We start from the raw sequence: 23,471 nt of genomic DNA, 5'->3' as shown, positions 1-23,471 counted from the left end.
ATGGAATGAATTCGAAAACGATCGCTATTGCAATTGATGGACCTGCTGCTGCAGGCAAAAGTACAGTATCCAAACTTGTTGCAAAAAAGCTGCACTTTGTTTATGTAGATACTGGAGCTATGTATCGTGCACTTACGCTTACCGCTTTGGAAGCTGGTGCTGACCTGGAATCAGAGAAAGCGCTGCTAACCTTACTTCAAGGTATTGATATTGAGTTAATGCAGCATGAAGAAGGACAGAAAGTATTTGTTAATGACAAAGATGTAACGGAAGCTATTCGCACGAATGAAGTGACAAACCATGTATCTATCGCGGCAAAGCATGCATTAGTCCGAGAAGAAATGGTTAAACGTCAGAAAAAGCTGGCTGCGAATAATGGCATTGTAATGGATGGCCGGGATATCGGCACACGTGTCCTTCCCAACGCCGAAGTCAAGATTTTTATGATTGCTAGCGTTAAAGAGCGGGCAGAGCGCCGTTACAAAGAAAACATAGCTAAAGGATATGAAGCTGATTTAGAGCAGCTGAAAGAGGATATTCGTCTGCGTGATAAGCTTGATTCTGAAAGAGAAGCTTCACCGCTTGTCAAAGCAGAGGATGCTGTGGAGATTGATACGACTGCCTTGTCAATCGATGGTGTAGTGGACAAGATTCTTGCTGTCGTGCATGAAGCAATCGGGCGATAAGGAGAGAATAGTATGTCATTATACACTTTTGGCAAAATGGTAGTCAGCACTGTCCTTTATCCTGTATTTCGCATTAAAGTATACGGAAAGGAACATGTTCCGAAAGAAGGACCGGTGCTCGTATGTTCCAACCATATTTCCAATTTTGATCCGCCTGTTCTTGGTATCACTTGTCCGCGTGATATTGCATTTATGGGGAAAAGTGAATTATTCAAGTTCAAGCCGCTTGGATGGCTTATGAAGAATTTAAATGTGTTCCCAGTCAAGCGCGGTATGCAGGACCGATCCGCACTGCGAGTCGGATTGGATTTACTCGCAGAAGGCAAAACGATGGGTCTGTTTCCCGAAGGAACACGAAGTAAGGACGGAAAGCTTGGCGCACCGCTCCCTGGTATTGGTTTTTTTGCCATGCGTTCGGAAGCAAAAGTTGTTCCATGTGCGATTATCGGCTCTTATAAAGGGGTAAAGCCATTAAAGGTCATCTATGGTCCGCCGATTAATATGGAGGAACTGCGCGAGAGAAAAGCGCCGGCCAAGGAAGTGTCACAAGTAATCATGGATGAGATTCAACTTCTAATAAATGAGCATGTCGGATAGAGACCCTATCGCTTGACAAATATCCTCAAATGTTAGAAGTTAGAAAAAAGGACATTTCTATGTTTTTTTACTTATGTTTTGTCTCGTAAACTGAAGGAGGTCTCTTTGATGGATGAAATGAATGAGCAAGCTACGGATTTCAAAGAATTGTCTGTAGGCGATACTGTAACCGGTAAAGTGGTGAAAGTGGAAGATAAACAAGCTTTGGTAGACATTGGCTACAAAGTGGAAGGTATCCTGCCGATCAGCGAATTATCCAGTCTTCATGTAGAGCATGCTGCTGATGCAGTGAGCGAAGGTGAAGAGTTGACACTTAAAGTGAAAAAAGTAGACGATGAGGAAGTCGTTCTATCCAAGCGCGCAGTAACTGCCGAACTTGCTTGGGACGATTTGGAAGCGAAATTCGAGTCCGGCGAGGTCTTTGAAGCAGATGTGAAAGAAGTCGTAAAAGGCGGTCTTGTTGTAGACGTTGGTCTGCGCGGATTCATCCCTGCTTCCCTTGTGGAAACATACTTTGTCGAAGAATTCGACGAATACAAAGGAAAACCGCTTACGCTGAAAGTAGTAGAGCTGGATCGCGAACAGAACCGTGTGATCCTTTCTCACCGTGCAGTTGTGGAAGCAGAAGAATCTTCCAAGAAACAGGATGTCTTAGATAGCCTGGAAGCAGGTCAAGTGATTGACGGTACGGTACAGCGTTTAACTGATTTTGGTGTATTCGTCGGTATTGGCGGAGGCATTGATGGTTTAGTACACATCTCCCAGCTTTCTCATGAGCATGTCGAAAAAGCATCAGATGTGGTAACAGAAGGTCAGGAGATCAAAGTAAAAGTTCTAGGCGTGGATAAAGAAAATGAACGAATCAGCTTATCATTAAAAGAAACACTTGCTGGCCCGTGGGAAAATATTGGAGATCGGGCAAAAGCGGGCGACGTTCTGGATGGCGAAGTGAAGCGTCTTGTCAGCTTTGGTGCATTTGTTGAAGTGTTCCCTGGCATTGAAGGACTTGTTCACATTTCCCAAATTGCGAACCGTCATATCGGTACGCCGCAGGAAGTACTTGAGCCAGGTCAGCAAGTACAAGTAAAAGTGCTTGATGTAAACGAAGCTGAAAAACGCATGAGTTTGAGCATCAAGGAATTAGAACAAGATGAAAACAATGCTGTCATCAAGGAATACGAGAAGGAAGAAGAGCATTCCGGCTTCCAGCTCGGCGATATCCTCGGTGATAAATTGAATAAGTACAAGCAATAAGTGAAAAACACGGCAGCTTAGGCTGTCGTGTTTTTTTGTGTGCGCGTATAGTTTTTCTTCTTACTAGTTATAATGCAGATAGAAGGGGGCGTGAAGATGGACGGCTTTTATTTTTATTGGGCATGCTGGATCAGCTGGGTTCTTGTGACCTTTTTTATGCAGCACTCACTCGCGCGGACTTTATTTGCGCTTGCTATTCTGCTGACGATTTGTGTTTCCGGGTTTTCCGTAGATCTTGCTGGTCATCGTATATTTGCAACTGTTTTTTTGCTGGCTGTCATTGGCTATTTATTTATTTTTTCCAGCAAGCGTGTTGGACGCGGTACGTTCGGGAGTATTTGTATTGGAGTCGGCTATGCGGGTTTACTTTTATGGGAACTTACAAACCCAGTAGCGTTGCTTTTACCGCGAACGTTTTTATTTGCACTGCTTCTGTTTGCGCTCGCTTACTATCTGACCAGAGAGTTGTATTTGCAAATCGGAATTATCTGTGTTGGCTTCGCAGCAGGTGAAGTCATCTATTTGTTTTTATTGGATGTGTATGGGCTGTACCAGGAAGCTGGGAACTTCAAAGCGATGGATATCCTAGGTGTGACAATGCTGCTTATAATTGGCGCCCAGCTTCTCTATAAATTAAGACATTATTTGCGAAAAAAGTCGAAATGGACAGCTGGCAGCAGCAGTTGATGTCGAAAAAGATTGTTTCCACATGTTGCTTTTGCTAGAATAAAACAGTTAGGTTGCATGTGGAGAACCAGCATATAAAGGAAAGTAGGAAAGGATGTTCCTTTCATGAGGAAATCAGTAGTTGCCATCGTAGGCAGACCAAACGTAGGAAAATCAACGATATTCAACCGTCTTGCCGGGGAAAGGATCTCAATTGTAGAAGATACCCCAGGTGTGACGCGTGACAGAATCTACACAGAAGCGGAATGGCTGAACCAGCCGTTTAACATAATCGACACAGGCGGTATCGAGATTGGTGATGCGCCGTTCTTAGTAGAAATCAGAGAACAAGCAGAGCTTGCTATTCAGGAAGCGGATGTCATTGTGTTCATGGTAAATGGACGCGAAGGAATTACGGGAGCAGATGAAGAAGTTGCAAAAATTCTTTTCCGTTCCAACAAACCAGTTGTACTGGCAGTTAATAAAGTGGACAACCCAGAAATGCGGGACCAGATTTATGAGTTTTACAGTTTAGGGTTTGGGGAACCGTTTCCAATATCCGGAACACACGGCTTAGGGCTTGGTGATTTGCTGGATGCTGTTGTTGGGCACTTCCCAGAACGCGCTGAAATGGTGGAAGATGAAGAAACCATACATTTCAGCTTAATCGGACGTCCGAACGTTGGGAAGTCATCGCTTGTGAATGCATTGCTTAACCAAGATCGTGTAATCGTTAGTGACGTGGCAGGAACAACACGTGATGCAGTTGACTCAACATTCACACGTGAAGACCAGGACTTTGTCATTATCGATACAGCCGGTATGCGTAAACGAGGAAAAGTGTATGAAACGACCGAGAAATACAGTATTTTGCGAGCTTTGAAGGCAATTGAGCGGTCGGATGTTGTTCTTGTGCTAATCAATGCAGAAGAAGGCATTATCGAGCAAGATAAAAAAATCGCAGGTTATGCACATGATGCAGGCAAAGCGATTGTTATCGTTGTGAATAAATGGGATACAGTCGAGTCAGATGAAAAGAAAATGAAGGAATTCACAGACGAGATCAGAGCGCACTTCCTTTATCTCGACTATGCACCAATTGTTTTCTTGTCTGCCAAAACGAAAAAGCGTATTCATACACTAATGCCTGCTATTTTAACAGCGAGTGAGAATCACGCGAAACGCATTCAGACAAACGTTCTGAATGATGTCATTATGGATGCTTTAGCAATGAATCCGGCACCAACATATAAAGGCCAGCGCTTGAAAGTACTTTATGCGACACAAGTAGCCGTCAAGCCGCCAGCTTTTGCTGTATTCGTAAACGATCCGGAACTCATGCACTTCTCTTATGTCCGTTTCTTAGAAAATAGAATTAGAGAAGCATTCGGTTTCACAGGAACGCCAATCAAAATCTTCCCAAGAAGAAGATCTTAATCAGGAACGAGGAGGATATGTATGCCGAAACAGATAGCAGTACTCGGAGCAGGCAGCTGGGGAACTGCCCTTGCCATGGTCTTAGCGGATAATGGTCATAACGTGAGGCTCTGGTCGCATAATCCTAATCAAGTTGCTAGCATGAACGCATCACATCAAAATGAGAAATACCTTCCAGGCATTGTACTGCCTGAAGGTATTACTGCTTATGAATCGATGGAGGAGGCTGTGCGCGATACAGCGGCAGTTATCTTAGTCGTTCCTGCGAAAGCAATACGGGAAGTGACAGCAAAGCTTGCTGACCATCTACCAGCAGATGCTGTTATTGCCCACGCAACGAAGGGCATTGAACCGAAGACAAGCAAGCGGGTATCTGAAATGATAGAGGAAGAGTTACAGGAAGTGAATCACCGTCCTGTTGTCGTTCTGTCTGGTCCAAGCCATGCCGAGGAAGTTGCCAAACGGCAGCCAACGACGCTTAGTGCATCTTCTGTTGATATGGAAGAAGCGCAGAAGATACAAGAACTCTTCATGAATGAGAATTTCAGAGTGTATACGATTACCGACATGGTAGGAGTAGAATTTGGCGGTTCTCTTAAAAATATTATCGCATTAGGCGCAGGTATTTCCGATGGTCTTGGATACGGAGATAATGCGAAAGCAGCATTAATCACGCGCGGACTAGCAGAAATTGCGCGTCTTGGTACAAAGCTCGGAGCCAATCCGCTTACATTTATCGGATTATCCGGAATGGGAGATTTGATTGTGACGTGCACAAGTGTGCACAGCCGCAACTGGCGCACCGGTAATATGCTTGGTAAAGGAATGACTCTTGATGAGGCATTGGACCAGATGGGAATGGCTGTCGAAGGTGTGCGTACGACAGAAGCCGTTGCTGAGCTTGCCCAGCAGGCTGGTGTGGATATGCCAATTACGCAAGGTATTAACCAAGTTCTTTTCCATGGTGCGAAGGCAAAGGATATTGTTGATCAATTGATGACAAGACTGCCGAAGCATGAAATGAACGATCTTCAAGATGTATTGAATACACGCTAACCTTTTTTCTCTTCTTGCATATACTGTTTCGTAGTTAAACTGCAAGGAGGAATAAATGTGGCGGACTTTCAGAAAAACTTGATTGATCAGATTCAAAAGAAATCTAATGTCAAGGCTGATGATATCTATAAGGTGGCTAACTCTGTAAAAAGTGCGAATTTCCAAGATGAAGCAACCGTTCGCGGTCTGGTAAAGCAGCTGGCAGCAATGGCAGGCAAACCGCTGACAAAAGAAAAAGAAGATAAAATCGTTAAAGCAATTGTCGGTAATAACATGCCGGCGGATATGAACACGCTGAGTAAGTTTTTCAAAAACTAAGAAGCGTGAAATGGGCAGAACAACTTACCATCCCTCGCCCTTTACGCATAAACTAACTCGCACCAGCATATTTTTCTAGGTTGCCTTAGGTATATTTAGTCTCTTTTGAGAAGAAGCTCTCTGCTTCTTCTTTTTTTTATGGGTATGATCCCCAACTTCCGTGCATAGATTATCGGCAGAGGGCAATATGCTGTTCGTCCTTTCCTGCAAAAATTAGCCCTTGATGCCAGCAGGCAAGGAATCCATTATTTCTAGCATATTTGGATAGGACAACATCATAAACTGCTAGTGTATGTAGCTAAGACTGTCCATGCATCGAATTAGATCGGGAGGGGATCTTTTGGAAAGAGTAGATATTTTTAAAGATATCTCGAAACGGACAAACGGCGATATCTACCTTGGGGTGGTAGGGGCTGTCCGAACGGGAAAATCGACATTTATTAAGAAATTCATGGAATTGGTTGTCCTGCCTAATATGGAGGATGAAGCGGAGAGAGCCCGCGCCCAAGATGAACTGCCACAAAGCGCAGCCGGCCGGACGATTATGACTACAGAGCCTAAATTCGTTCCAAATAATGCTGTGTCGCTGCAAGTGGATGAAGGGTTGGAAGTAAGTGTTCGTGTTGTAGACTGTGTAGGTTATACAGTTGAAGGTGCAAAAGGTTTTGAAGATGAAAATGGACCGCGGATGATTAATACACCATGGTATGAAGAACCGATTCCATTCCATGATGCTGCTGAAATTGGCACTCGGAAGGTTATTCAAGAACATAGTACTATTGGTGTCGTTGTAACAACAGATGGCTCAATCGGTGAGATACCGCGCAAAGACTATGTGGAGCCTGAAGAACGTGTTGTATCGGAATTAAAGGAAGTCGGCAAGCCATTCATCATGGTAATCAATTCCGTTACACCTCATAACCAGAATACAGAGCTGCTTCGCCAGGAATTGATTGAAAAATATGATATTCCTGTACTGGCAATGAGTGTTGAGAGCATGACAGAACATGATGTATACAGCGTACTTCGGGAGTCGTTATATGAGTTTCCAGTGCTTGAAGTGAACGTAAACTTGCCAAGCTGGGTGATGGTACTCAAGGAAGATCATTGGCTTCGATCAAACTACCAAGCAGCCATTCAGGAAACAGTAAAAGATATCAAACGCCTTCGTGATGTCGATCGCGTTGTAGGGTATTTTGATGAATACGATTATATCGCAAGAGCGAACCTTGCCGGGATGGAGCTAGGCGAAGGTGTTGCTGAAATTGACTTGCACGCTCCAGATGCGCTGTATGATCAGGTACTTAAAGAGATCGTCGGTGAAGAGATTCGCGGAAAGGATCATTTGCTGCAGCTGATGCAGGATTTCTCGCATGCAAAACGAGAATATGATCAAGTATCGGACGCCCTTCATATGGTAAAGCAAACAGGTTATGGTATTGCAGCGCCGAGTTTGCAGGATATGGCACTGGATGAACCGGAAATCATCCGCCAAGGCTCACGCTTCGGTGTCCGTCTGAAAGCTGTCGCACCGAGTATCCATATGATTAAGGTCGATGTTCATTCCGAGTTTGCGCCAATTATCGGTACAGAGAAACAGAGCGAGGAGCTCGTTCGATACTTGATGCAAGACTTCGAGGAAGACCCGCTATCCATCTGGGATTCAGATATTTTCGGCCGCTCCCTCAACTCTATTGTTCGAGAAGGGATTCAAGGCAAAATCTCGCTGATGCCTGAAAATGCCAGATATAAACTAAAAGAGACGTTAGAGCGAATTATCAACGAAGGATCAGGCGGTCTTATTGCGATCATTCTATGAGCGGCAATGAGCCGCTTTATTTTTTTGCAAAAAACCCGTGAAAACGATAAATTTAAGGAATTCTGACGTTAATTGTTGAAATATGATGCTAAGTCGTATATGATAAGCGTTGATATCGCAAAGTGAGCGGTATAGATAGGTATAAAACCTGTCGTCTTAGTGAACAAATGATAGCATACGCTATTGTCTTATTGTTCAAGGTAATGCCAGGGAGGTGTAATGATGAATAAAACAGATCTAATCAATACTGTTGCTGAGAAAAGCGATCTTTCTAAAAAGGATGCTACGAATGCTGTAGATGCAGTTTTCGATTCTATTATGGATTCTTTGAAACAAGGTGACAAAGTACAATTGATTGGTTTCGGTAACTTTGAAGTACGCGAGCGTGCTGCACGTAAAGGCCGTAACCCGCAGACTGGGAAAGAAATCGAAATCCCAGCTAGCAAAGTGCCAGCGTTTAAAGCCGGCAAAGCCCTTAAGGATGTCTTGAAGTAATTACATATGGGCTAAAGTGAGGGATACCTGATTCTATCAGGTATCCCTCATTTTTCTATGGCAAGATGGCAGACAAGACGAATCATACCTTGCTATGCTATAATACTTCTTATACAGTTTGAAATACGAAAAAGGGCGCAGGTGATTGTTTTGTCCTATGCATCCATGGAAGAATTACATACACTACGAAAAAAAATAGAGAATCGCATGCAGCAGGCTTATCTTGACGAAAATTTGGATATACCATACTTAGATGACTACAAGCTGCTGCTGCTGCAGACACTATTTGGTCAAGCTAACCTGCCCGATAAGCAGCAGACAGACTATATCGTCACGATTATGCTGATCCAAATGGCGCTGGATACACATGACCTCGTAATCCGGACGACGAAGGCTGATGAGACAGCAGATGAAAGAGTAGACAGACAGTTAACTGTGCTGGCAGGTAACTATTACAGTGCGCTCTACTATAAAATTTTAGCTGAACTTGAAGATATTGATATGGTCGCTTTATTAGCAACTGCGATTAAAGAGATTAACGAGCAGAAGATGGCACTTTATTATGATACAGATTCTGCTGCTGCGTTTTTCCATATTCTTGGCCGAATGGAAGGGGCATTATTTTATGCTGCCGCATCACCATTCATAAAGACAAAGGAATTGGAACCGCTCGTTGATTATTTTATTATCAGCAGGCTGAACCAAGAAGCATTTATGAATGAGCCGACGCCGCTCATCATAAGACTAGGTAAGATCTTAGAACAAGACCACAGCACCCTGACCATCACCGAAGCAATCAATCAAGAGCTGGAGGAAGCGAGCGAGAGACTGACGCGAAACCTCCACAAAATGCCGCAAGTTTATGCAGCTGCAGCTCGCAGACTTTTGCTTCAGGAAAACCGGCAGGAAGAGTTATATCTGGAAGAAGGGTAATTATGGCACAAGAGACGAAAGAACAGCGTGTACATCACGTTTTCGAAAAAATATACGATCGCTATGATTTTATGAATTCAGTCATTTCCTTCAGGCGCCATCGAGCTTGGAGACGAAGTGTCATGAAGAAGATGAATGTTCAGCCCGGAGATGCGGCGCTTGACGTATGCTGCGGCACCGGAGACTGGTCATTTGCGCTCGCAAAAGCTGTTGGACCGACAGGACATGTGACTGGACTTGATTTCAGTAAAAACATGCTGTCGGTAGCAGAGAAGAAGATAGAAGAGAAGCCGCATGAACAATTAACATTTACTTGGGGAAATGCAATGGAGCTTCCCTTTGAGGATAATACCTTTGACTTTGTGACAATCGGTTTTGGTCTGCGGAATGTCCCTGACTATTTGCAAGTACTAAAAGAAATGTATCGCGTCGTCAAGCCTGGCGGTAAAGTGGTATGCCTGGAAACATCGCAGCCTACTACAATTGGCTTCAAACAAGTATACTATTTTTATTTCAAGCGAATCATGCCAGTCTTAGGAAAACTTTTGGCTAAAAGTTATGATGAATACAGCTGGCTGCAAGAATCTGCGAAAGACTTTCCCGGGAAGAAAGAACTTCGGAGTTTATTCCAGCAAGCTGGGCTGACTAATGTAAAGATTAAAACATATACCGGCGGAGTAGCCGCCATGCATATGGGAGAGAAGCCAGCAATGAAAGACTAAGCTGGCAGCAGTCTTGAACGGATGAAGGTGACGTGAATTGAAATTACCGATGATTTACTCATATTTAAAAAAGGACCTGGACAAAATCGAGGATGCAATGACTGACATAATCCGCGCTGAGCATCCGGTCCTGGAGGATGCGTCGGTACAGCTTTTGCGTGCCGGCGGCAAACGAATCCGCCCAGTGTTTGTCTTGCTGAGCGGGAAGTTCGGCACTTACGAACTGCCACGTATTCAAACAGTAGCCGTGACACTTGAGCTGATTCATATGGCTTCGCTCGTCCATGATGATGTTATTGATGACGCAGAGCTCCGGCGTGGAAAACCCACTGTAAAAGCGAAATGGGACAATAAAGTAGCCATGTATGCAGGTGACTACATCTTTGCGCGTTCTTTGGAATACTTGTCCAACCTAAAAGAACCTCGCGCACATCAGATTCTTGCACATACGATTGTGGAGCTTTGTATAGGCGAAGTAGAACAAATAAGAGATAAATATCGTATTGAACAGCATGTGAAAGATTATTTACGGCGGATACGGCGTAAGACAGCTATTCTAATTGCAGCGAGTTCCCGCATTGGGGCAATTGCATCTGGAGCACCGCTTGCTTATGAACGGGCATTGTATCGCTATGGCTATTATGTGGGCATGAGCTATCAAATCATTGACGATGTGCTTGACTTCACTGCATCAGAAGCAGATTTGGGAAAACCAGCCGGAGGCGATTTGCTGCAGGGGAATATGACATTGCCTGCTTTATTTGCTTGCGAAGATGATGCTTTCAGAGAAAAGCTTACGGAAGCATTTCGTAATCCGGAGCAGTTGAATCAGGAAAAATTGCAGCCATTCATTCAGCATATCAAATCGTCAGACGCTATAAAACGTTCGTTGGCAATAAGTGATCGTTACTTACAGAAAGCATATCAAGAATTGGACAAGCTGCCGCCAACAAGAGATCGTAATACGTTAAAACAGATTGCTAGACATATCGGGAAGCGAAGCTCCTAATTGTAAAACGCTTACATCTTTGGTATGATGGCAGCAAGTCCACTAAAAGGAGAAGTATTATAATGGAAAACACATTTTTGATGGTAAAACCGGATGGCGTTCAACGCGGTTTAGTTGGTGATATTGTAACGAGATTTGAAAAGAAAGGTCTCAAGCTTCGCGCCGCTAAGATGATGGTTGTAACAGAAGAGCAAGCTAAAACACATTACATAGAACATGAAAATAAACCTTTCTTTAGTTCACTCATCAGTTACATCACATCAGGTCCGGTATTTGCAATGGTATGGGAAGGCAAAGATGCAGTTGCGCTAACACGCAGCATGATTGGCGCTACCAAACCGACAGAAGCTGCACCGGGAACAATCAGAGGAGACTATGCCATGGAAATGAGCCGCAATATTATCCATGGTTCTGACAGTGCAGAAAGTGCAGAACGCGAAATCACAAATATGTTTGATGCAGATGAACTGCTCAGCTACGAGCAAGTTACAGCAAAATGGTTATATGAATAAAGAGAGCGAAGTTATATAGCCAGAAAAATCCGAACTTTAATGAATTCTTCTATAAGAGTTTATTTTTAGTTCGGATTTTTTATTATGTCACGGGTAAAGTAGTGGAGATGCATCGTTCGGTTTCCGTTCTCATTCAGCATCCAAAACAACAGCAAAGGAGGATATATGAAAAGCTTAGATTCTCCATGTCGCTAGAGATTATAAGACATAATCAGTTTGCAATTATAAGGCATCATACCTTTACCCATTATACGGAATAGATGTTTGTTTAATTGCTTTTCTGCTACTTTTTTATTATTTTCAGCTACCAAGTCTGCCTGTTATACAGTATGATAGAACTATATACATACAAGACAGGGGAAACGTAACATGTCAGCTGATTATGAATACTTTGTAGAACAGATTAAGGGCAGTACAGGCATTGATTTGTCTCAATATAAGGAAGCCCAAATGAAAAGGCGCTTAACTACATTGCGAGAAAAAAAGGGATTTGCCGATTTCAAAACGTATTTCCATGCTATACGCGGGGATAATTCGTTGATGGATGAGTTTTTGGACCGCATGACAATTAATGTGTCTGAATTTTACCGCAACTATCAACGGTGGGAAGTGCTCGAGAAGCGTATTCTCCCAGAATTACTGAAAAGAAAGAAGCCTTTAAAAATATGGAGCGCTGCTTGTTCTACTGGTGAAGAGCCATACACATTAGCCATTCTTTTAGATCGTTATGCAAAAGGAACGTCCTATACGATACATGCAACAGATTTAGATCAGCGGGTGTTGGAGACAGCTCAAAACGGAAAGTATACGGATCGAGCATTAAAAGAAATGCCAGCTGCCATTAAATCTGCTTACTTTACACAAAATGGACCAATTTATCAAATCAAAGATGAGTTAAAGCAGCATATTCAATTCAAGCAGCATAATTTACTCGCGGACGCATATGAAACAAATTATGACTTGATTATATGCCGAAACGTTCTCATCTATTTCACAGAAGAAGCCAAGGCGAATATTTACCATAAATTCAGCAATTCGCTGGCAAACAACGGCTATTTGTTTGTCGGAAGCACCGAACAGATCTTTAATCCCAGCGTCTATGGAATGAAAGCTGTCGATACATTCTTTTATCAAAAACAATAACAAGCCAATGGTATAGTTATAAAAAAACCAAACGATACTGCGATTTAAAATCACAGCATGTTTGGTTTTTTTCTATTCCTTAATTCTCACAACTCTTGATACATGGTGATGTACAAGCTTAGGAAGGAAAAAAGAGATGGTGAATACGAGCAAAAATGCAATAATCCATGAACGGAACCACGTATGGTAAGAAAAAGCATGCAATCCTGAATTAACCGCTGTTAAAGTGAAAGAAATGATGGCAGTCATTATTGCTGCGGTCAGAAAACTGCAAACAATACGATGTGTTTTTAAATTTACAAACATGATTGTACTCCTTTTGTAACTAATCTCCAATAATTATATCTAATCTTCCTAAGTTGTCAAATGTTCAATATGACGTATAATAGGCATTAAATGGAGTTAAAAGGGGTGAAAACAGTGGACGACATTGATTACAGTCTGCTGAAGCAAATGGCGGTGACGATTGGAGATGTTGCCAAAATTACCGATATTCCAATTCGTAAGCTGCGCTATTGGGAAGATAAAGGTTATATTAAGAGTGTTGAAGAACAAGCGCATACTACTAGAAGGTTTGATTATTACATGATTAAGAAAATCGTCTTGATGAAAGAATTGATCGAAGACGGTTATACAGTAGAAGCGTCTTCTCAAAAAGTCGAAGTGCGCATGAAAAAACTTCGGCAGGTATTTGACAATCTGACTAGAAAATAAATGCAAAGAACAGAATCAGAAATATTGTCAGAATAGTTCCCACATAAGAAACGAGTTATGTTATAGTAAATAAAATTACAAAGAACTACAAACAACGGAGGAATATAGATGCGCTACTTAACTGCAGGTGAATCACATGGTAAACAGCTAACAACTATCTTAGAAGGTGTTCCTTCCTATCTACCGTTGACAGCCTCTGATATCAACGCTTCTTTGCTGGAAAGACAAAAGGGGCATGGTCGCGGGAAACGCATGCAAATCGAGAAAGACTTAGTTGATATTGTTGGCGGTGTGCGTCACGGATACACGCTTGGTTCGCCAATTGCACTTGTTATCCATAACGATGATTTCAAGCATTGGATTGATGTAATGGGGGAAGACCCAGTAGAAGATCCGCAAGCCGTCCGCCGAATTGTCAGCCGTCCGCGACCTGGACATGCTGATTTGAATGGAGCTTTAAAATACGGCCATCGCGATATGCGAAATGTGCTGGAAAGATCATCTGCTCGGGAGACTGCTGCACGTGTGGCAGCTGGAGCAGTTGCTAAGAAAATCTTAGCAGAACTTGACATACATATTGTCGGCTATACAAAAGAAATTGCCGGTATTAAAGCAGCTGAGTATCCGGAATATACATATGAAGAAAGAAATACAATTTCCAGAGCTTCGTCTGTGCGCAGTCTTGATCCAGAAGCAGCCGAAATGATGGTAGACGCAATTGACCAAGCGAAAAAAGACGGTGACTCCATTGGTGGTGTGGTGGAAGTTTACGTCGAAGGTCTTCCGGCCGGAATTGGATCGTATGTTCATTATGATCGTAAGCTAGATGGACGAATTGCTGGAGCGGTATCAAGCATCAATGCTTTCAAGGGCGTGGAATTCGGAATTGGCTTTGAAGCTGCCAGATTGCCAGGAAGTCAAGTACATGATGAGATTGCATGGGAAGAAGAAAGAGGATATTACCGAAAAACAAATCGTCTTGGCGGCTTAGAAGGCGGGATGACGACAGGAATGCCGCTTGTAGTCAAAGGCGTCATGAAGCCTATTCCAACACTTTATAAACCATTGCAAAGTGTGGACATTGAGACGAAGGAGCCGTTCAATGCAAGTATCGAACGTTCCGATAGCTGTGCTGTGCCAGCTGCTGCATTGGTAATGGAGCATGTTGTGGCATTTGAAATCGCAAAAGCGATATTAGAGCAGTTCCCGAATGATCAATTTCCAAAGCTGCAAGAGGCGATCAAAAACTACCGGGAAGAAATTCGGGTGTTTTAATGGAACAAATTACAGTCCAAGCAAGTCAGTCTAGTTATAACGTTTCTGTAGGGGCAGGTATCCGGCATAATCTTGCTGCATTCCTGTCAAAATCCTATCAATCCGTGTTTGTCGTGACAGACACGTCAATTGCCCCCTATTATCTGGACGACTATGTAGCTTCGCTTCAGCCGGCAGCCAATGTTACGGTCAAGATAATAGAGCCTGGTGAGGCAGCGAAGAGCAAGGATATGTATTTTGATCTATTAGACAGCATGTTCGAGGCAGGACTGGACCGCAAAGCACTAGTCCTTGCGCTCGGCGGCGGTGTAATTGGGGACTTAGCAGGTTTTGTCGCAAGCACGTATATGCGCGGTATTGACTTTGTTCAGCTTCCTACTACTATTCTTGCACATGATTCCAGTGTCGGCGGCAAGGTGGCAATTAATCATGATACAGGGAAGAACTTAATTGGCAGTTTTTATCCTCCGACAGCTGTCGTTTACGATGTAGAAACAATTTCAACATTGCCAGAAAAAGAGGTGCGCAGCGGGTATGCTGAATTAATCAAGGAAGCATATATCGGTGATACAGATTTTCTGTATGATCTTCTAGATAGAAACCAGATTGATAAAGAAAATCAAGTCCAGCTTATAAATGATCTATCTCTTGGTATTCGAGTGAAAACAAAAATTGTCGAAGCGGACGAAAAAGAAAACGACTTGCGTAAGTTTTTAAATCTTGGTCATACGCTTGGTCATGCGATTGAAGCTGAAGCAGGTTATGGCACTTTTACTCACGGGGAAGCCGTTGCCATCGGCATGCTGTTTGCATTGGAATTAAGCGAAGAAGAATTTGGCGCAGACTTGCGGCTGGATGCATTCCGCAGCTGGCTCGAACGAAACGAATATCCTTTGCAATTACCTGAATTTTCAGCTGAAAGACTTATCAAAAGAATGCAGATGGATAAGAAGTCAGAAAACAAAGAAGTACATATGGTACTGCTACGTGAAATCGGAAAGCCGGTAACAGAGAAGGTAGAACATGCTAAGCTTTCTCGTGCCGTGACATCTTTCCTTGAAAGGATGAGCTGAGCATGATACGTGGAGTCCGCGGGGCAACGACGGTACAGGAGAATGACGAGAAACAGATAATAGAAGCAACAGCAGCTATGCTGGAAGAAATGGTATCCAAGAACAATATCGAACCGGAAGATGTTGTGCAAGTATTAATTTCGGCAACGCCTGATCTCACGAAAACGTTCCCGGCAAAGGCATTGCGTTCGTTTCGCAATGACTGGACATATGTTCCTGTCATGTGCATGCAAGAGCTGGACATCGAGAGCGGTCTGTCAAAATGTATTCGAGTTATGCTGACAGCACGTACTGCTCTTTCGCAGCCGCACATTCACCACGTCTATCACGGGCAAGCAATCAAGCTGCGTCCAGACTTAAAGGAGGAGCATCAATGAAAGCAAAACAGATTCTAAATGAATTGACAGCTTACAAACCAGGAAAACCGATGGAAGAAGTTCGTAAAGAATTCGGATTGGACCGAATTGTAAAACTGGCTTCTAACGAAAATCCGTATGGTTTTTCTTCTAAAGTAAGAGAGGCGCTGCCTACTTTTGCGGATGAGCAAGAGATTTACCCGGATGGATACGGTACAGCACTGAAGGAAAAGCTGGCTGCGCGTTATGGTGTTAATCTGGATCAGCTTGTATTGGGTGCTGGCTCTGATGAAATTATTATGATGCTTTGCCGTACCTTCCTTGCACCTGGGTTGAACACCGTAATGGCACATCCATCTTTCTCTCAATACCCGCATCATGCTTTAATTGAAGGAGCAGAAGTTCGAGCAATTGAAACGAAAAACGGATTTCATGATTTACCGGCAATGCTGGATGCAATCGATGAAAAGACAGGCATTGTATGGCTGTGTACGCCAAACAACCCAACAGGCAACCATATAAACAAAGCCGATTTTGAGAACTTTATCCGCCAAGTTCCTGCAGAAGTGCTGGTTGTAGCTGATGAAGCTTACATCGAATTTTTGGAAACAGATGATTACTTTGACACATTAGCTGCCCTGGATACATATCCGAATCTGCTAACACTTCGGACATTTTCCAAGGCATATGGATTAGCAGCTCTGCGTGTTGGTTACGGAATCGGTCATCCGGACGTCATCCATAAAATTAATGTAGTCAGAAGTCCGTTCAACAATACTACCATCGCTCAAAAAGCAGCCATTGTTGCGCTTGATGATCAGCAGTTCATTAAAGAATCTATCGCGAAGAACAATCAAGTAAAGCATAGTTTCTTAGCTTTCTGTGATGCCCATCAAATCAAATACTTTGAGTCACATACAAACTTTGTCTTAATTTATGACTTGCCTGTCAGCGGTGATGAACTGTTTCAGCATATGCTTTCTAAAGGGTATATCATCCGTTCCGGCGATGCGCTTGGCATTCCGAACAGTGTCCGCATTACCATTGGCAATGAAAAAGATATGACAGAATTTACTGTATTGCTCGACCAATACCTGACTAGTGTGAAAGAAAGCTAAGATGGAGACAGTCGTAATCGCAGGACTCGGTCTGATCGGGGGCTCGCTTGCCCGAAATATACACACGCATCAAGATGTGCATCTAATTGGAGTGGACCAGCGGGAAAGTACATTGGCATATGCGCTTCAGCACCATATTATTGATGAAGCAATGACTTCTTTTCAAGAAGCTGCCAGTAAGGCTGACATTATTTTGTTAGCCGCTCCTGTTTCCAAATCTGTAGAGCTGCTCCTGCAGCTTGATAGCATAGATTTGCAAAAAGACGTGCTAGTGACAGACGTTTCTTCTGTTAAGGGTCCGATATTTCAGCAAGCAGCTGCTTTGCGCTCTGACAGAATTACATTTGTCGGCGGTCATCCAATGGCCGGCTCTCATAAACAAGGGATTGAAGCTTCCAAGGCGCATCTTTTTGAAAATGCTATTTACGTAATGACGCCGGTGCAGCAAGCAACAGATGTACATATCGACAGACTCAAACAACTATTGTCTGGGACGAAAAGTACGTTTATTACATTATCGGCGGAAGAGCATGATGAGATGACTGGGGTTGTCTCCCATTTTCCGCACTTCATTGCATCTGCACTCGTGCAGCAGGCGAAAAAGTGGGAAGCAAAACATAGCTTTTTGCCGAAACTTGCCGCGGGCGGTTTTCGGGACATAACACGTATTGCTTCTAGTAATCCGGGCATGTGGCAGGATATTTTTTTCCAAAACAAAGAAAAGATGGCCGTGCTTCTGGATGACTGGATTAGGGAAATGCAAACTTTTCGTACACTTCTTGCAGAGGATAAGAGAGAGGAAATTCATACGTATCTTACCGATGCGAAAAGTTATCGAGATGGATTAGAACCGAGAAAAAAAGGTGCTATACCAGGTTATTATGACTTGTACGTTGACATTACGGATCAGCCAGGTGCCTTGCAAAAAGTACTTGCTGTAATTGCGGATGCTGGTTTGAGCATTGTCAACATTCAAATACTCGAGCTTCGCGAAGGACTGACAGGTGTGCTTCGTCTCAGCTTTGCTGAACAAAAAATGCAGTTGAAAGCAAAAGGCGTTTTAGAAGTATTCGGCTACGAAGTGAAGATACAAGATTAAAAGGATGATAGCATTGACAAATATAAAACTGCAGCCGGCTGCAAAAGAACTGACTGGTACGATAACTGTTCCAGGTGATAAGTCGATTTCACATCGAAGCATTATTTTTGGCGCACTTGCAAAAGGGCAGACGACTGTTCGTCATTTTCTGGACGGAGAGGACTGCCTGCGAACAATAGATGCATTTCGAGCGCTGGGTGTCTCGATTGAGCAAGAAGGAAATACAGTTACCATTAGCAGTGACGGGAAAGATAGTTTCAAAGAACCGACTGTACCGATTAACTTTGGCAACTCTGGCACGACTGCCCGTCTGCTGCTTGGTGTATTTGCAGCATTGCCATTTCACATTACTGCATACGGTGATGAATCCTTAACGAAAAGGCCAATGGACCGTGTTACCGTTCCTTTACGGCAAATGGGCGCAAAAATTAACGGACGTGCGGAAGGTAAATATTTGCCTTTGGCAGTTGATGGACAAAAGCTATCTCACTTAACGTATCATACACCAGTCAAAAGTGCGCAAGTGAAGTCAGCGTTATTGCTGGCCGGTTTATTAGCAGACGGTGAAACAAAGATTTCTGAAGACGTGAAAACGAGGGATCATACAGAACAGATGCTCACCAGCTTCGGAGCCCAAGTGGATGTGAGTGGCACAACTGTTACCATTAAAGGCGGACAGACACTGCAAGCAGCTGATGTATATGTGCCGGGAGATATTTCCTCAGCGGCATTCTTCTTAGTAGCAGCATGCCTTGTACCTGGTAGTCAGGTGACGTTAAAGAATGTGGGACTAAATCCAACACGCACCGGTATTTTGGATGTGATGCAATCTATGGACGCAGCAATTGAGATCCAGGAGCACCAGACAGAAGCAGGTGAAAAGATAGGTGACATTACCGTCCGATATGGTCCTTTGAAAGGCACAGAAATCGGAGGCGATGTTATCCCGCGTCTGATAGATGAACTGCCGATCCTAGCGCTGCTTGCAACACAGGCAGAAGGGGAGACTATAATCAAAGATGCTGAAGAGCTGCGCTATAAAGAAAGCGATCGAATTGAAGCAATTGCCAGCACACTGCGAAGTTTCGGAGCAGAATTGGTGACGACTCCGGATGGTCTTGTTATCAAAGGAAACCAAAAGCTGCAAGGAACAGAAGCTGACTCTTTTGGTGACCATCGCATTGGCATGATGATTAGTATTGCCAGTTTACTTGCTGATGGAGAAACAATATTAAAAGACGCGGACAGTATTAACATCTCTTATCCCGATTTCTTTAACGACCTAAAGATGCTTCAAAATAGATAATGTCTGATTCCCTTTGAGGGAATCAGGCTTTTTTGCTGTGCGTAAACACTAGCTTTAGGTTACACTGAAGAAAGAAGCAAAAGCCAATAGGCGTGTAAAATAGAAGGAAGTGTTTAGAATGGAAGAATTAAGTAAAGCAATAGCTCTTATGGAGAATGACAAACCTCAAGAAGCAGTCGATACGTTGGAAGCGTATTTGCCTTCTGCAAGTGAAGAAGAAAAATTCACGATAGCTGAACTGTATATGCAGTGGGGGCTGCACGAGGAAGCAAAAACTGTTTTGCTGCAATTGGAGCAGATGTTCCCGGATGAAATGGAACTCAAAATGATGCTGGCTGAATTGTTTATTGATTTAAATGAAGACCAAGAAGCAATCGATAAGCTCGATCAAATTGTAGAAGACGAAGAATTTTATGTTCCTGCCCAAATGCAGCTCGCTGATTTGTACGAAGCACAAGGATTATTTGAAGTTGCAGAGCAAAAGCTGCTCGCAGCAAAACGATTTGATCCATCAGAGCCGGTACTTGATTTAGCGTTGGGAGAACTTGCTTTATCTACTGGTTCTTATTTGAAAGCTATTACGTATTATGAAAAAGTATACGAAATACAAACAGCAATGGGTGATATTGATATTGCGCTCCGACTTGCAGAAGCGTATGCAGCAACTGGTGAATTCGAAAAAGCGTTGACTTACTACCAAGAAACAGACGTAGATGATGTGGAACAGCTGTTCAGTTATGGATTTACAGCATTCAAATTATCCAGATATGATATCGCAATCAGCACGTGGGAAAAGTTAGTCAAACAAGAGCCGGATTATCTTTCTGTTTATGAATACTTAGCAAAAGCGTACGAAGAAGAAGGATTGATGGAAAAAGCATTTGAAACAGCAGAAAAAGGACTATCATTGGATGAGTTTAACCAGAAGCTGTACTTTACCGCAGGCCGCCTTGCCAGACAGCTTGGAAAGAACGACCGCAGCTATTACCTTGTTCGTCATGCCATTGCGCTGGACCCAGGTTATAAAGAAGCCGTTCTTTATCTGATTGAGAACTTCAAGTTAGATGAAGACCACGAAGCAATCATTGAATTATTGACGCACGTATTGGATACAGATGAAGAAGATGCAGCTTATCGATGGGAGCTGGCACGTGCCTATAATGAAACGGAATCGTTTGAAGAGGCATTAAACGCTTATGGGGAAGCATATACTAATTTCAAAGATGATAGCGATTTTCTAAAAGAATATGGATATTTCTTATTAGAAGAAGGGAGGATGCAGCAGGCTGTCGAAATACTTAAAGAGTATCTTCGTTTGGAGCCGTCTGATATCGAAGTCGAAGAGAATATCAATCGGCTCTTGTCTCAATAAATGTATTGAATTGAAATCTTTTCGCTTTCTGGGAGGGGGCACATATGCATATTTCCGTTACCATGCAGGATAAGAAAACGTTCATTCGCTGGTTCTTAGACAATTATCAATTGAAGCGCAGGGAAAGTGTCTGGATCTTGAATTACTTAATCAATCATGATTCATTTCTTGATAATGTTCATTTTATTCGTGAAGCAAGATTCAGTCCCAGAGGAATCATCATATCAGCCCATTGTTCAGAGGAAGTACCATTTCGGTTTTATAAAGACAATATCGTCACGACCGATGCGGAAAAATCATTCCATGATATTCGCATGAACAAGAAAGACCCTGTCTATATTCAACTCAATTTCAAGAATGCTAATCAAAGTATGGAATATGTTGCAGTACTGGAAGACAATCCTTTCTTGCCGGAAGATCATTATGTAACAAAAGAAGACCGGCAGCTGGCAACAAGACTTCTTGATGTATCCCATTTTCAATACAAAAAGAGAAAGTTGCAAGAAGCAATTGATTTAGCGCTTGATAAGAGAGACGAAAAGAAATTCCGTTTGCTTAGCAGGGCGATGAAACAATTGAAAGACGAAGAGGAAAGTATAATTGAACACATTTAAATTGATGCGCTAAGTTGCGCATCTTTTTTCTTTTTCTATTTATATTCTTCAGATAGACAAGAAATTATCTGCTAAAATAGATAACAAGAAATACATAACAGTTTTTAGGAAAGGGCGCGTCTATGATCTATCGGCTTCTTTTTCATCGGTACATAATCATGCTTTTATTTATAGTTAACCTATTTGGAACAATCTACGGGTATATATGGTATGGCTGGCAGCTCGAAATAACACCAGCTGTCTTTCTGGCTTTTGTTCCAGACAGTCCGACAGCTAGTCTCTTTTTCACTATTTTCTTAGGATTGCTGCTGCTCGGTAAACGTAATGGCTATATTGAAGCACTTGCTATCGTTTCATTATTTAAATATGGCATATGGGCGGTTGTGATGAACTTGCTGACGCTCGCTTTAAATGGAACGCTTTCCTGGCAAGGGTATATGCTGATTGCATCTCATTTAGCAATGGCAATCCAGGGATTGCTTTATGCACCGCTTTATAAAGTGAAGCTTCAGCACTTGGCTGTTGCAGCAATCGTCGTACTGCACAATGATATTATTGATTATGTGTTTGATATGATGCCGATTTACGGCCGGCTGACAGCAGATTATAGTAACGAAATTGGTTATTTTACGTTCTGGCTGAGCATCGTATCCATAATCGTTGGTTATATTGCTACACAGCGGAAAGATAAATCTGTTCATTAAGGCGGATGCTGTCATACAAATAATCACCATTGCATAGGCTGTAGGAACTCCTAAAAAAGAGGGGATGCTCATGAAAAAGCTGCTTCTCGTCATTGTTGTTCTGACAGCCTCTTTTTTTATCGTTGCCAACGTTGCCGCTATTCTGCAGCCATCGCAAACAGAGGCACAATCGCCATCTTACGACAATTCTAATCAAACGTTTGACCAACAAGATTATGCATTGCCTGCGTATTTATACACGGTCACTGTCCCGGAAAACAATAGTTATGATACAGCCAAGTTCTGGGGAATACTTGGTATTAGTGCAAGTATTGTCGGCACATTGGTTTATGTCGGCTATAAAAAATACCGAGCAGAAAATGACAAAAGTGTGAACAGGGATCGTAACAGTTGATTTTTTTCGGAATCTTGACTAAAATTGACCTTAATAAGTTGTTCCATAAACCATTTTACGGAGGAATGCATAATGTCACTAGGTGCTTATATTATCTATATAGCACTGCTTCTGATTATCCCTTTATGGGCACAATCGAAGGTAAAGAGCACGTACAAGAAATATTCAAAAGTAGAAACGTCATCGCTTATGACTGGTGCACAAGTCGCAAGAAAGATTTTAGATGATAATGGTATATATGATGTGCAAATCGAAGAGACGCGCGGACTATTGTCCGACCACTATGATCCGCGTCACAAAGTTGTTCGTCTTTCCAGCAGCAACTACCATGGTCATTCTATGGCAGCTGCCGCAGTATCTGCCCACGAGGTTGGACACGCAATGCAGGATGCAGAAGGTTATGGCTTCCTGAAGTTCCGTACAGCGCTAGCTCCGGCAGCAGCGTGGGGGAATAACCTCTCCTTCATTCTTATTATTGCTGGCGCAATCTTTGGAGCATTACAGCTTGTTGGAGTTGGTATCGCGCTATTCTCTATTGCGGTATTGTTCCAGGTGGTTACATTACCGGTTGAGTTTAACGCTTCAAACCGGGCAATGACGCAGCTTGTATCGACAGGCGTCATCCGTAACGATGAAGAGCGTGCGACGAAGAAAGTATTGAATGCAGCAGCAATGACTTACGTAGCAGCAGCGCTTGTAGCTGTAGCCGAGCTTGTCCGCTTCATCCTTATGTTCTTTGTCGGCGGAGATGAAGATTAATTAAAAAACATCCTTCGGGGTGTTTTTTTTGTGCAAATTT

At 42.9% G+C, this 23,471-nt stretch carries 27 protein-coding genes; 26 read left to right on the top strand and 1 reads right to left on the bottom strand.

Annotation, left to right across the window (positions count from 1 at the left end):
* The first annotated feature begins 5 nt into the window (after positions 1–5).
* From cmk to KS242_RS09505, 14 genes are all read left to right on the top strand, one after another.
* The gene (cmk, locus tag KS242_RS09570; protein ID WP_217321156.1) at positions 6–686 is read left to right on the top strand and encodes a (d)CMP kinase; all 681 of its coding nucleotides are present in this window, start codon (positions 6–8) and stop codon (positions 684–686) included.
* Positions 687–698: 12 nt separating this feature from the next.
* Positions 699–1,283, top strand: coding sequence for a lysophospholipid acyltransferase family protein (locus KS242_RS09565; RefSeq protein ID WP_217321155.1), 585 nt, complete (start codon positions 699–701; stop codon positions 1,281–1,283).
* A 108-nt stretch (positions 1,284–1,391) separates the two neighbouring features.
* A complete protein-coding gene (rpsA, locus tag KS242_RS09560; RefSeq protein ID WP_217321154.1) occupies positions 1,392–2,537 on the top strand; it encodes a 30S ribosomal protein S1 in 1,146 nt (381 codons plus the stop codon).
* Positions 2,538–2,633: 96 nt separating this feature from the next.
* Positions 2,634–3,224, top strand: a complete 591-nt coding sequence (locus tag KS242_RS09555; protein ID WP_217321153.1) for a YphA family membrane protein — start codon at positions 2,634–2,636, stop codon at positions 3,222–3,224.
* A 105-nt stretch (positions 3,225–3,329) separates the two neighbouring features.
* Positions 3,330–4,640, top strand: coding sequence for a ribosome biogenesis GTPase Der (gene der, locus KS242_RS09550; protein WP_217321152.1), 1,311 nt, complete (start codon positions 3,330–3,332; stop codon positions 4,638–4,640).
* Between the two features lie 21 nt (positions 4,641–4,661).
* Positions 4,662–5,696 (top strand): NAD(P)H-dependent glycerol-3-phosphate dehydrogenase, encoded by a 1,035-nt coding sequence (locus KS242_RS09545; protein ID WP_217321151.1) that lies wholly within the window; start codon positions 4,662–4,664, stop codon positions 5,694–5,696.
* A 57-nt stretch (positions 5,697–5,753) separates the two neighbouring features.
* Positions 5,754–6,014, top strand: coding sequence for a stage VI sporulation protein F (locus tag KS242_RS09540; RefSeq protein ID WP_217321150.1), 261 nt, complete (start codon positions 5,754–5,756; stop codon positions 6,012–6,014).
* Positions 6,015–6,354: 340 nt separating this feature from the next.
* Complete coding sequence (spoIVA, locus tag KS242_RS09535) at positions 6,355–7,833, top strand: stage IV sporulation protein A (protein ID WP_077308962.1); 1,479 nt, start codon at positions 6,355–6,357, stop codon at positions 7,831–7,833.
* Between the two features lie 222 nt (positions 7,834–8,055).
* Positions 8,056–8,328 carry an HU family DNA-binding protein gene (locus tag KS242_RS09530; protein WP_077308964.1) on the top strand — a complete coding sequence of 91 codons (273 nt, stop codon included), beginning with the start codon at positions 8,056–8,058 and terminating at the stop codon, positions 8,326–8,328.
* 150 nt (positions 8,329–8,478) lie between these two features.
* Positions 8,479–9,261 (top strand): heptaprenyl diphosphate synthase component 1, encoded by a 783-nt coding sequence (locus tag KS242_RS09525; protein WP_217321149.1) that lies wholly within the window; start codon positions 8,479–8,481, stop codon positions 9,259–9,261.
* A gap of 2 nt (positions 9,262–9,263) precedes the next feature.
* Positions 9,264–9,983, top strand: a complete 720-nt coding sequence (gene menG / locus KS242_RS09520; RefSeq protein ID WP_217321148.1) for a demethylmenaquinone methyltransferase — start codon at positions 9,264–9,266, stop codon at positions 9,981–9,983.
* Between the two features lie 37 nt (positions 9,984–10,020).
* The gene (gene hepT, locus KS242_RS09515; protein ID WP_217321147.1) at positions 10,021–10,992 is read left to right on the top strand and encodes a heptaprenyl diphosphate synthase component II; all 972 of its coding nucleotides are present in this window, start codon (positions 10,021–10,023) and stop codon (positions 10,990–10,992) included.
* Positions 10,993–11,054: 62 nt separating this feature from the next.
* Positions 11,055–11,504, top strand: a complete 450-nt coding sequence (ndk, locus tag KS242_RS09510) for a nucleoside-diphosphate kinase (protein WP_217321146.1) — start codon at positions 11,055–11,057, stop codon at positions 11,502–11,504.
* A 369-nt stretch (positions 11,505–11,873) separates the two neighbouring features.
* The gene (locus tag KS242_RS09505) at positions 11,874–12,647 is read left to right on the top strand and encodes a CheR family methyltransferase (RefSeq protein WP_217321145.1); all 774 of its coding nucleotides are present in this window, start codon (positions 11,874–11,876) and stop codon (positions 12,645–12,647) included.
* Positions 12,648–12,719: 72 nt separating this feature from the next.
* Here the strand turns inward: KS242_RS09505 and KS242_RS09500 are convergent, their stop codons facing one another.
* Positions 12,720–12,953, bottom strand: a complete 234-nt coding sequence (locus KS242_RS09500; protein WP_217321144.1) for a DUF2798 domain-containing protein — start codon at positions 12,951–12,953, stop codon at positions 12,720–12,722.
* Positions 12,954–13,058: 105 nt separating this feature from the next.
* Here KS242_RS09500 and KS242_RS09495 point away from each other — a divergent pair, with 105 nt between their 5' ends.
* The 12 genes from KS242_RS09495 to KS242_RS09440 all read left to right on the top strand — a co-directional run bounded on the left by KS242_RS09495 (position 13,059) and on the right by KS242_RS09440 (position 23,431).
* Positions 13,059–13,361, top strand: a complete 303-nt coding sequence (locus KS242_RS09495) for a MerR family transcriptional regulator (RefSeq protein ID WP_254391676.1) — start codon at positions 13,059–13,061, stop codon at positions 13,359–13,361.
* 108 nt (positions 13,362–13,469) lie between these two features.
* Positions 13,470–14,636 (top strand): chorismate synthase, encoded by a 1,167-nt coding sequence (gene aroC / locus KS242_RS09490; RefSeq protein ID WP_217321142.1) that lies wholly within the window; start codon positions 13,470–13,472, stop codon positions 14,634–14,636.
* On the top strand, positions 14,636–15,709 hold the full coding sequence (gene aroB, locus KS242_RS09485; RefSeq protein ID WP_217321141.1) for a 3-dehydroquinate synthase: 1,074 nt from the start codon (positions 14,636–14,638) through the stop codon (positions 15,707–15,709). Before aroC ends, aroB begins: the two co-directional genes overlap by 1 nt.
* A gap of 2 nt (positions 15,710–15,711) precedes the next feature.
* On the top strand, positions 15,712–16,086 hold the full coding sequence (aroH, locus tag KS242_RS09480; protein ID WP_217321140.1) for a chorismate mutase: 375 nt from the start codon (positions 15,712–15,714) through the stop codon (positions 16,084–16,086).
* Positions 16,083–17,183: a histidinol-phosphate transaminase gene (gene hisC, locus KS242_RS09475; protein WP_217321139.1), complete on the top strand. Its 1,101-nt coding sequence runs from the start codon at positions 16,083–16,085 to the stop codon at positions 17,181–17,183. Before aroH ends, hisC begins: the two co-directional genes overlap by 4 nt.
* A 1-nt stretch (position 17,184) precedes the next feature.
* Positions 17,185–18,282, top strand: coding sequence for a prephenate dehydrogenase (locus KS242_RS09470; protein ID WP_217321138.1), 1,098 nt, complete (start codon positions 17,185–17,187; stop codon positions 18,280–18,282).
* 13 nt (positions 18,283–18,295) lie between these two features.
* Positions 18,296–19,588, top strand: a complete 1,293-nt coding sequence (aroA, locus tag KS242_RS09465) for a 3-phosphoshikimate 1-carboxyvinyltransferase (RefSeq protein WP_254391675.1) — start codon at positions 18,296–18,298, stop codon at positions 19,586–19,588.
* 118 nt (positions 19,589–19,706) lie between these two features.
* Positions 19,707–20,960, top strand: a complete 1,254-nt coding sequence (locus KS242_RS09460) for a tetratricopeptide repeat protein (protein ID WP_097041134.1) — start codon at positions 19,707–19,709, stop codon at positions 20,958–20,960.
* Positions 20,961–21,004: 44 nt separating this feature from the next.
* Positions 21,005–21,574 (top strand): ReoY family proteolytic degradation factor, encoded by a 570-nt coding sequence (locus KS242_RS09455; protein ID WP_217321136.1) that lies wholly within the window; start codon positions 21,005–21,007, stop codon positions 21,572–21,574.
* A gap of 122 nt (positions 21,575–21,696) precedes the next feature.
* Positions 21,697–22,278 (top strand): lipoprotein heptaprenylglyceryl N-acetyltransferase LhaT, encoded by a 582-nt coding sequence (locus tag KS242_RS09450; protein ID WP_217321135.1) that lies wholly within the window; start codon positions 21,697–21,699, stop codon positions 22,276–22,278.
* A 70-nt stretch (positions 22,279–22,348) separates the two neighbouring features.
* Positions 22,349–22,672 (top strand): sporulation protein YpjB, encoded by a 324-nt coding sequence (locus KS242_RS09445; RefSeq protein WP_217321134.1) that lies wholly within the window; start codon positions 22,349–22,351, stop codon positions 22,670–22,672.
* A gap of 72 nt (positions 22,673–22,744) precedes the next feature.
* Positions 22,745–23,431, top strand: a complete 687-nt coding sequence (locus KS242_RS09440; protein WP_217321133.1) for a zinc metallopeptidase — start codon at positions 22,745–22,747, stop codon at positions 23,429–23,431.
* The last annotated feature ends 40 nt before the right edge of the window (positions 23,432–23,471 follow it).

Source organism: Terribacillus sp. DMT04 (assembly GCF_019056395.1).
GTDB classification, from domain to species: Bacteria; Bacillota; Bacilli; order Bacillales; family Amphibacillaceae; genus Terribacillus; species Terribacillus aidingensis_A.
Note: the sequence above shows the minus strand (reverse complement) of the source record. Positions and strands in the feature narration are given on the sequence as shown.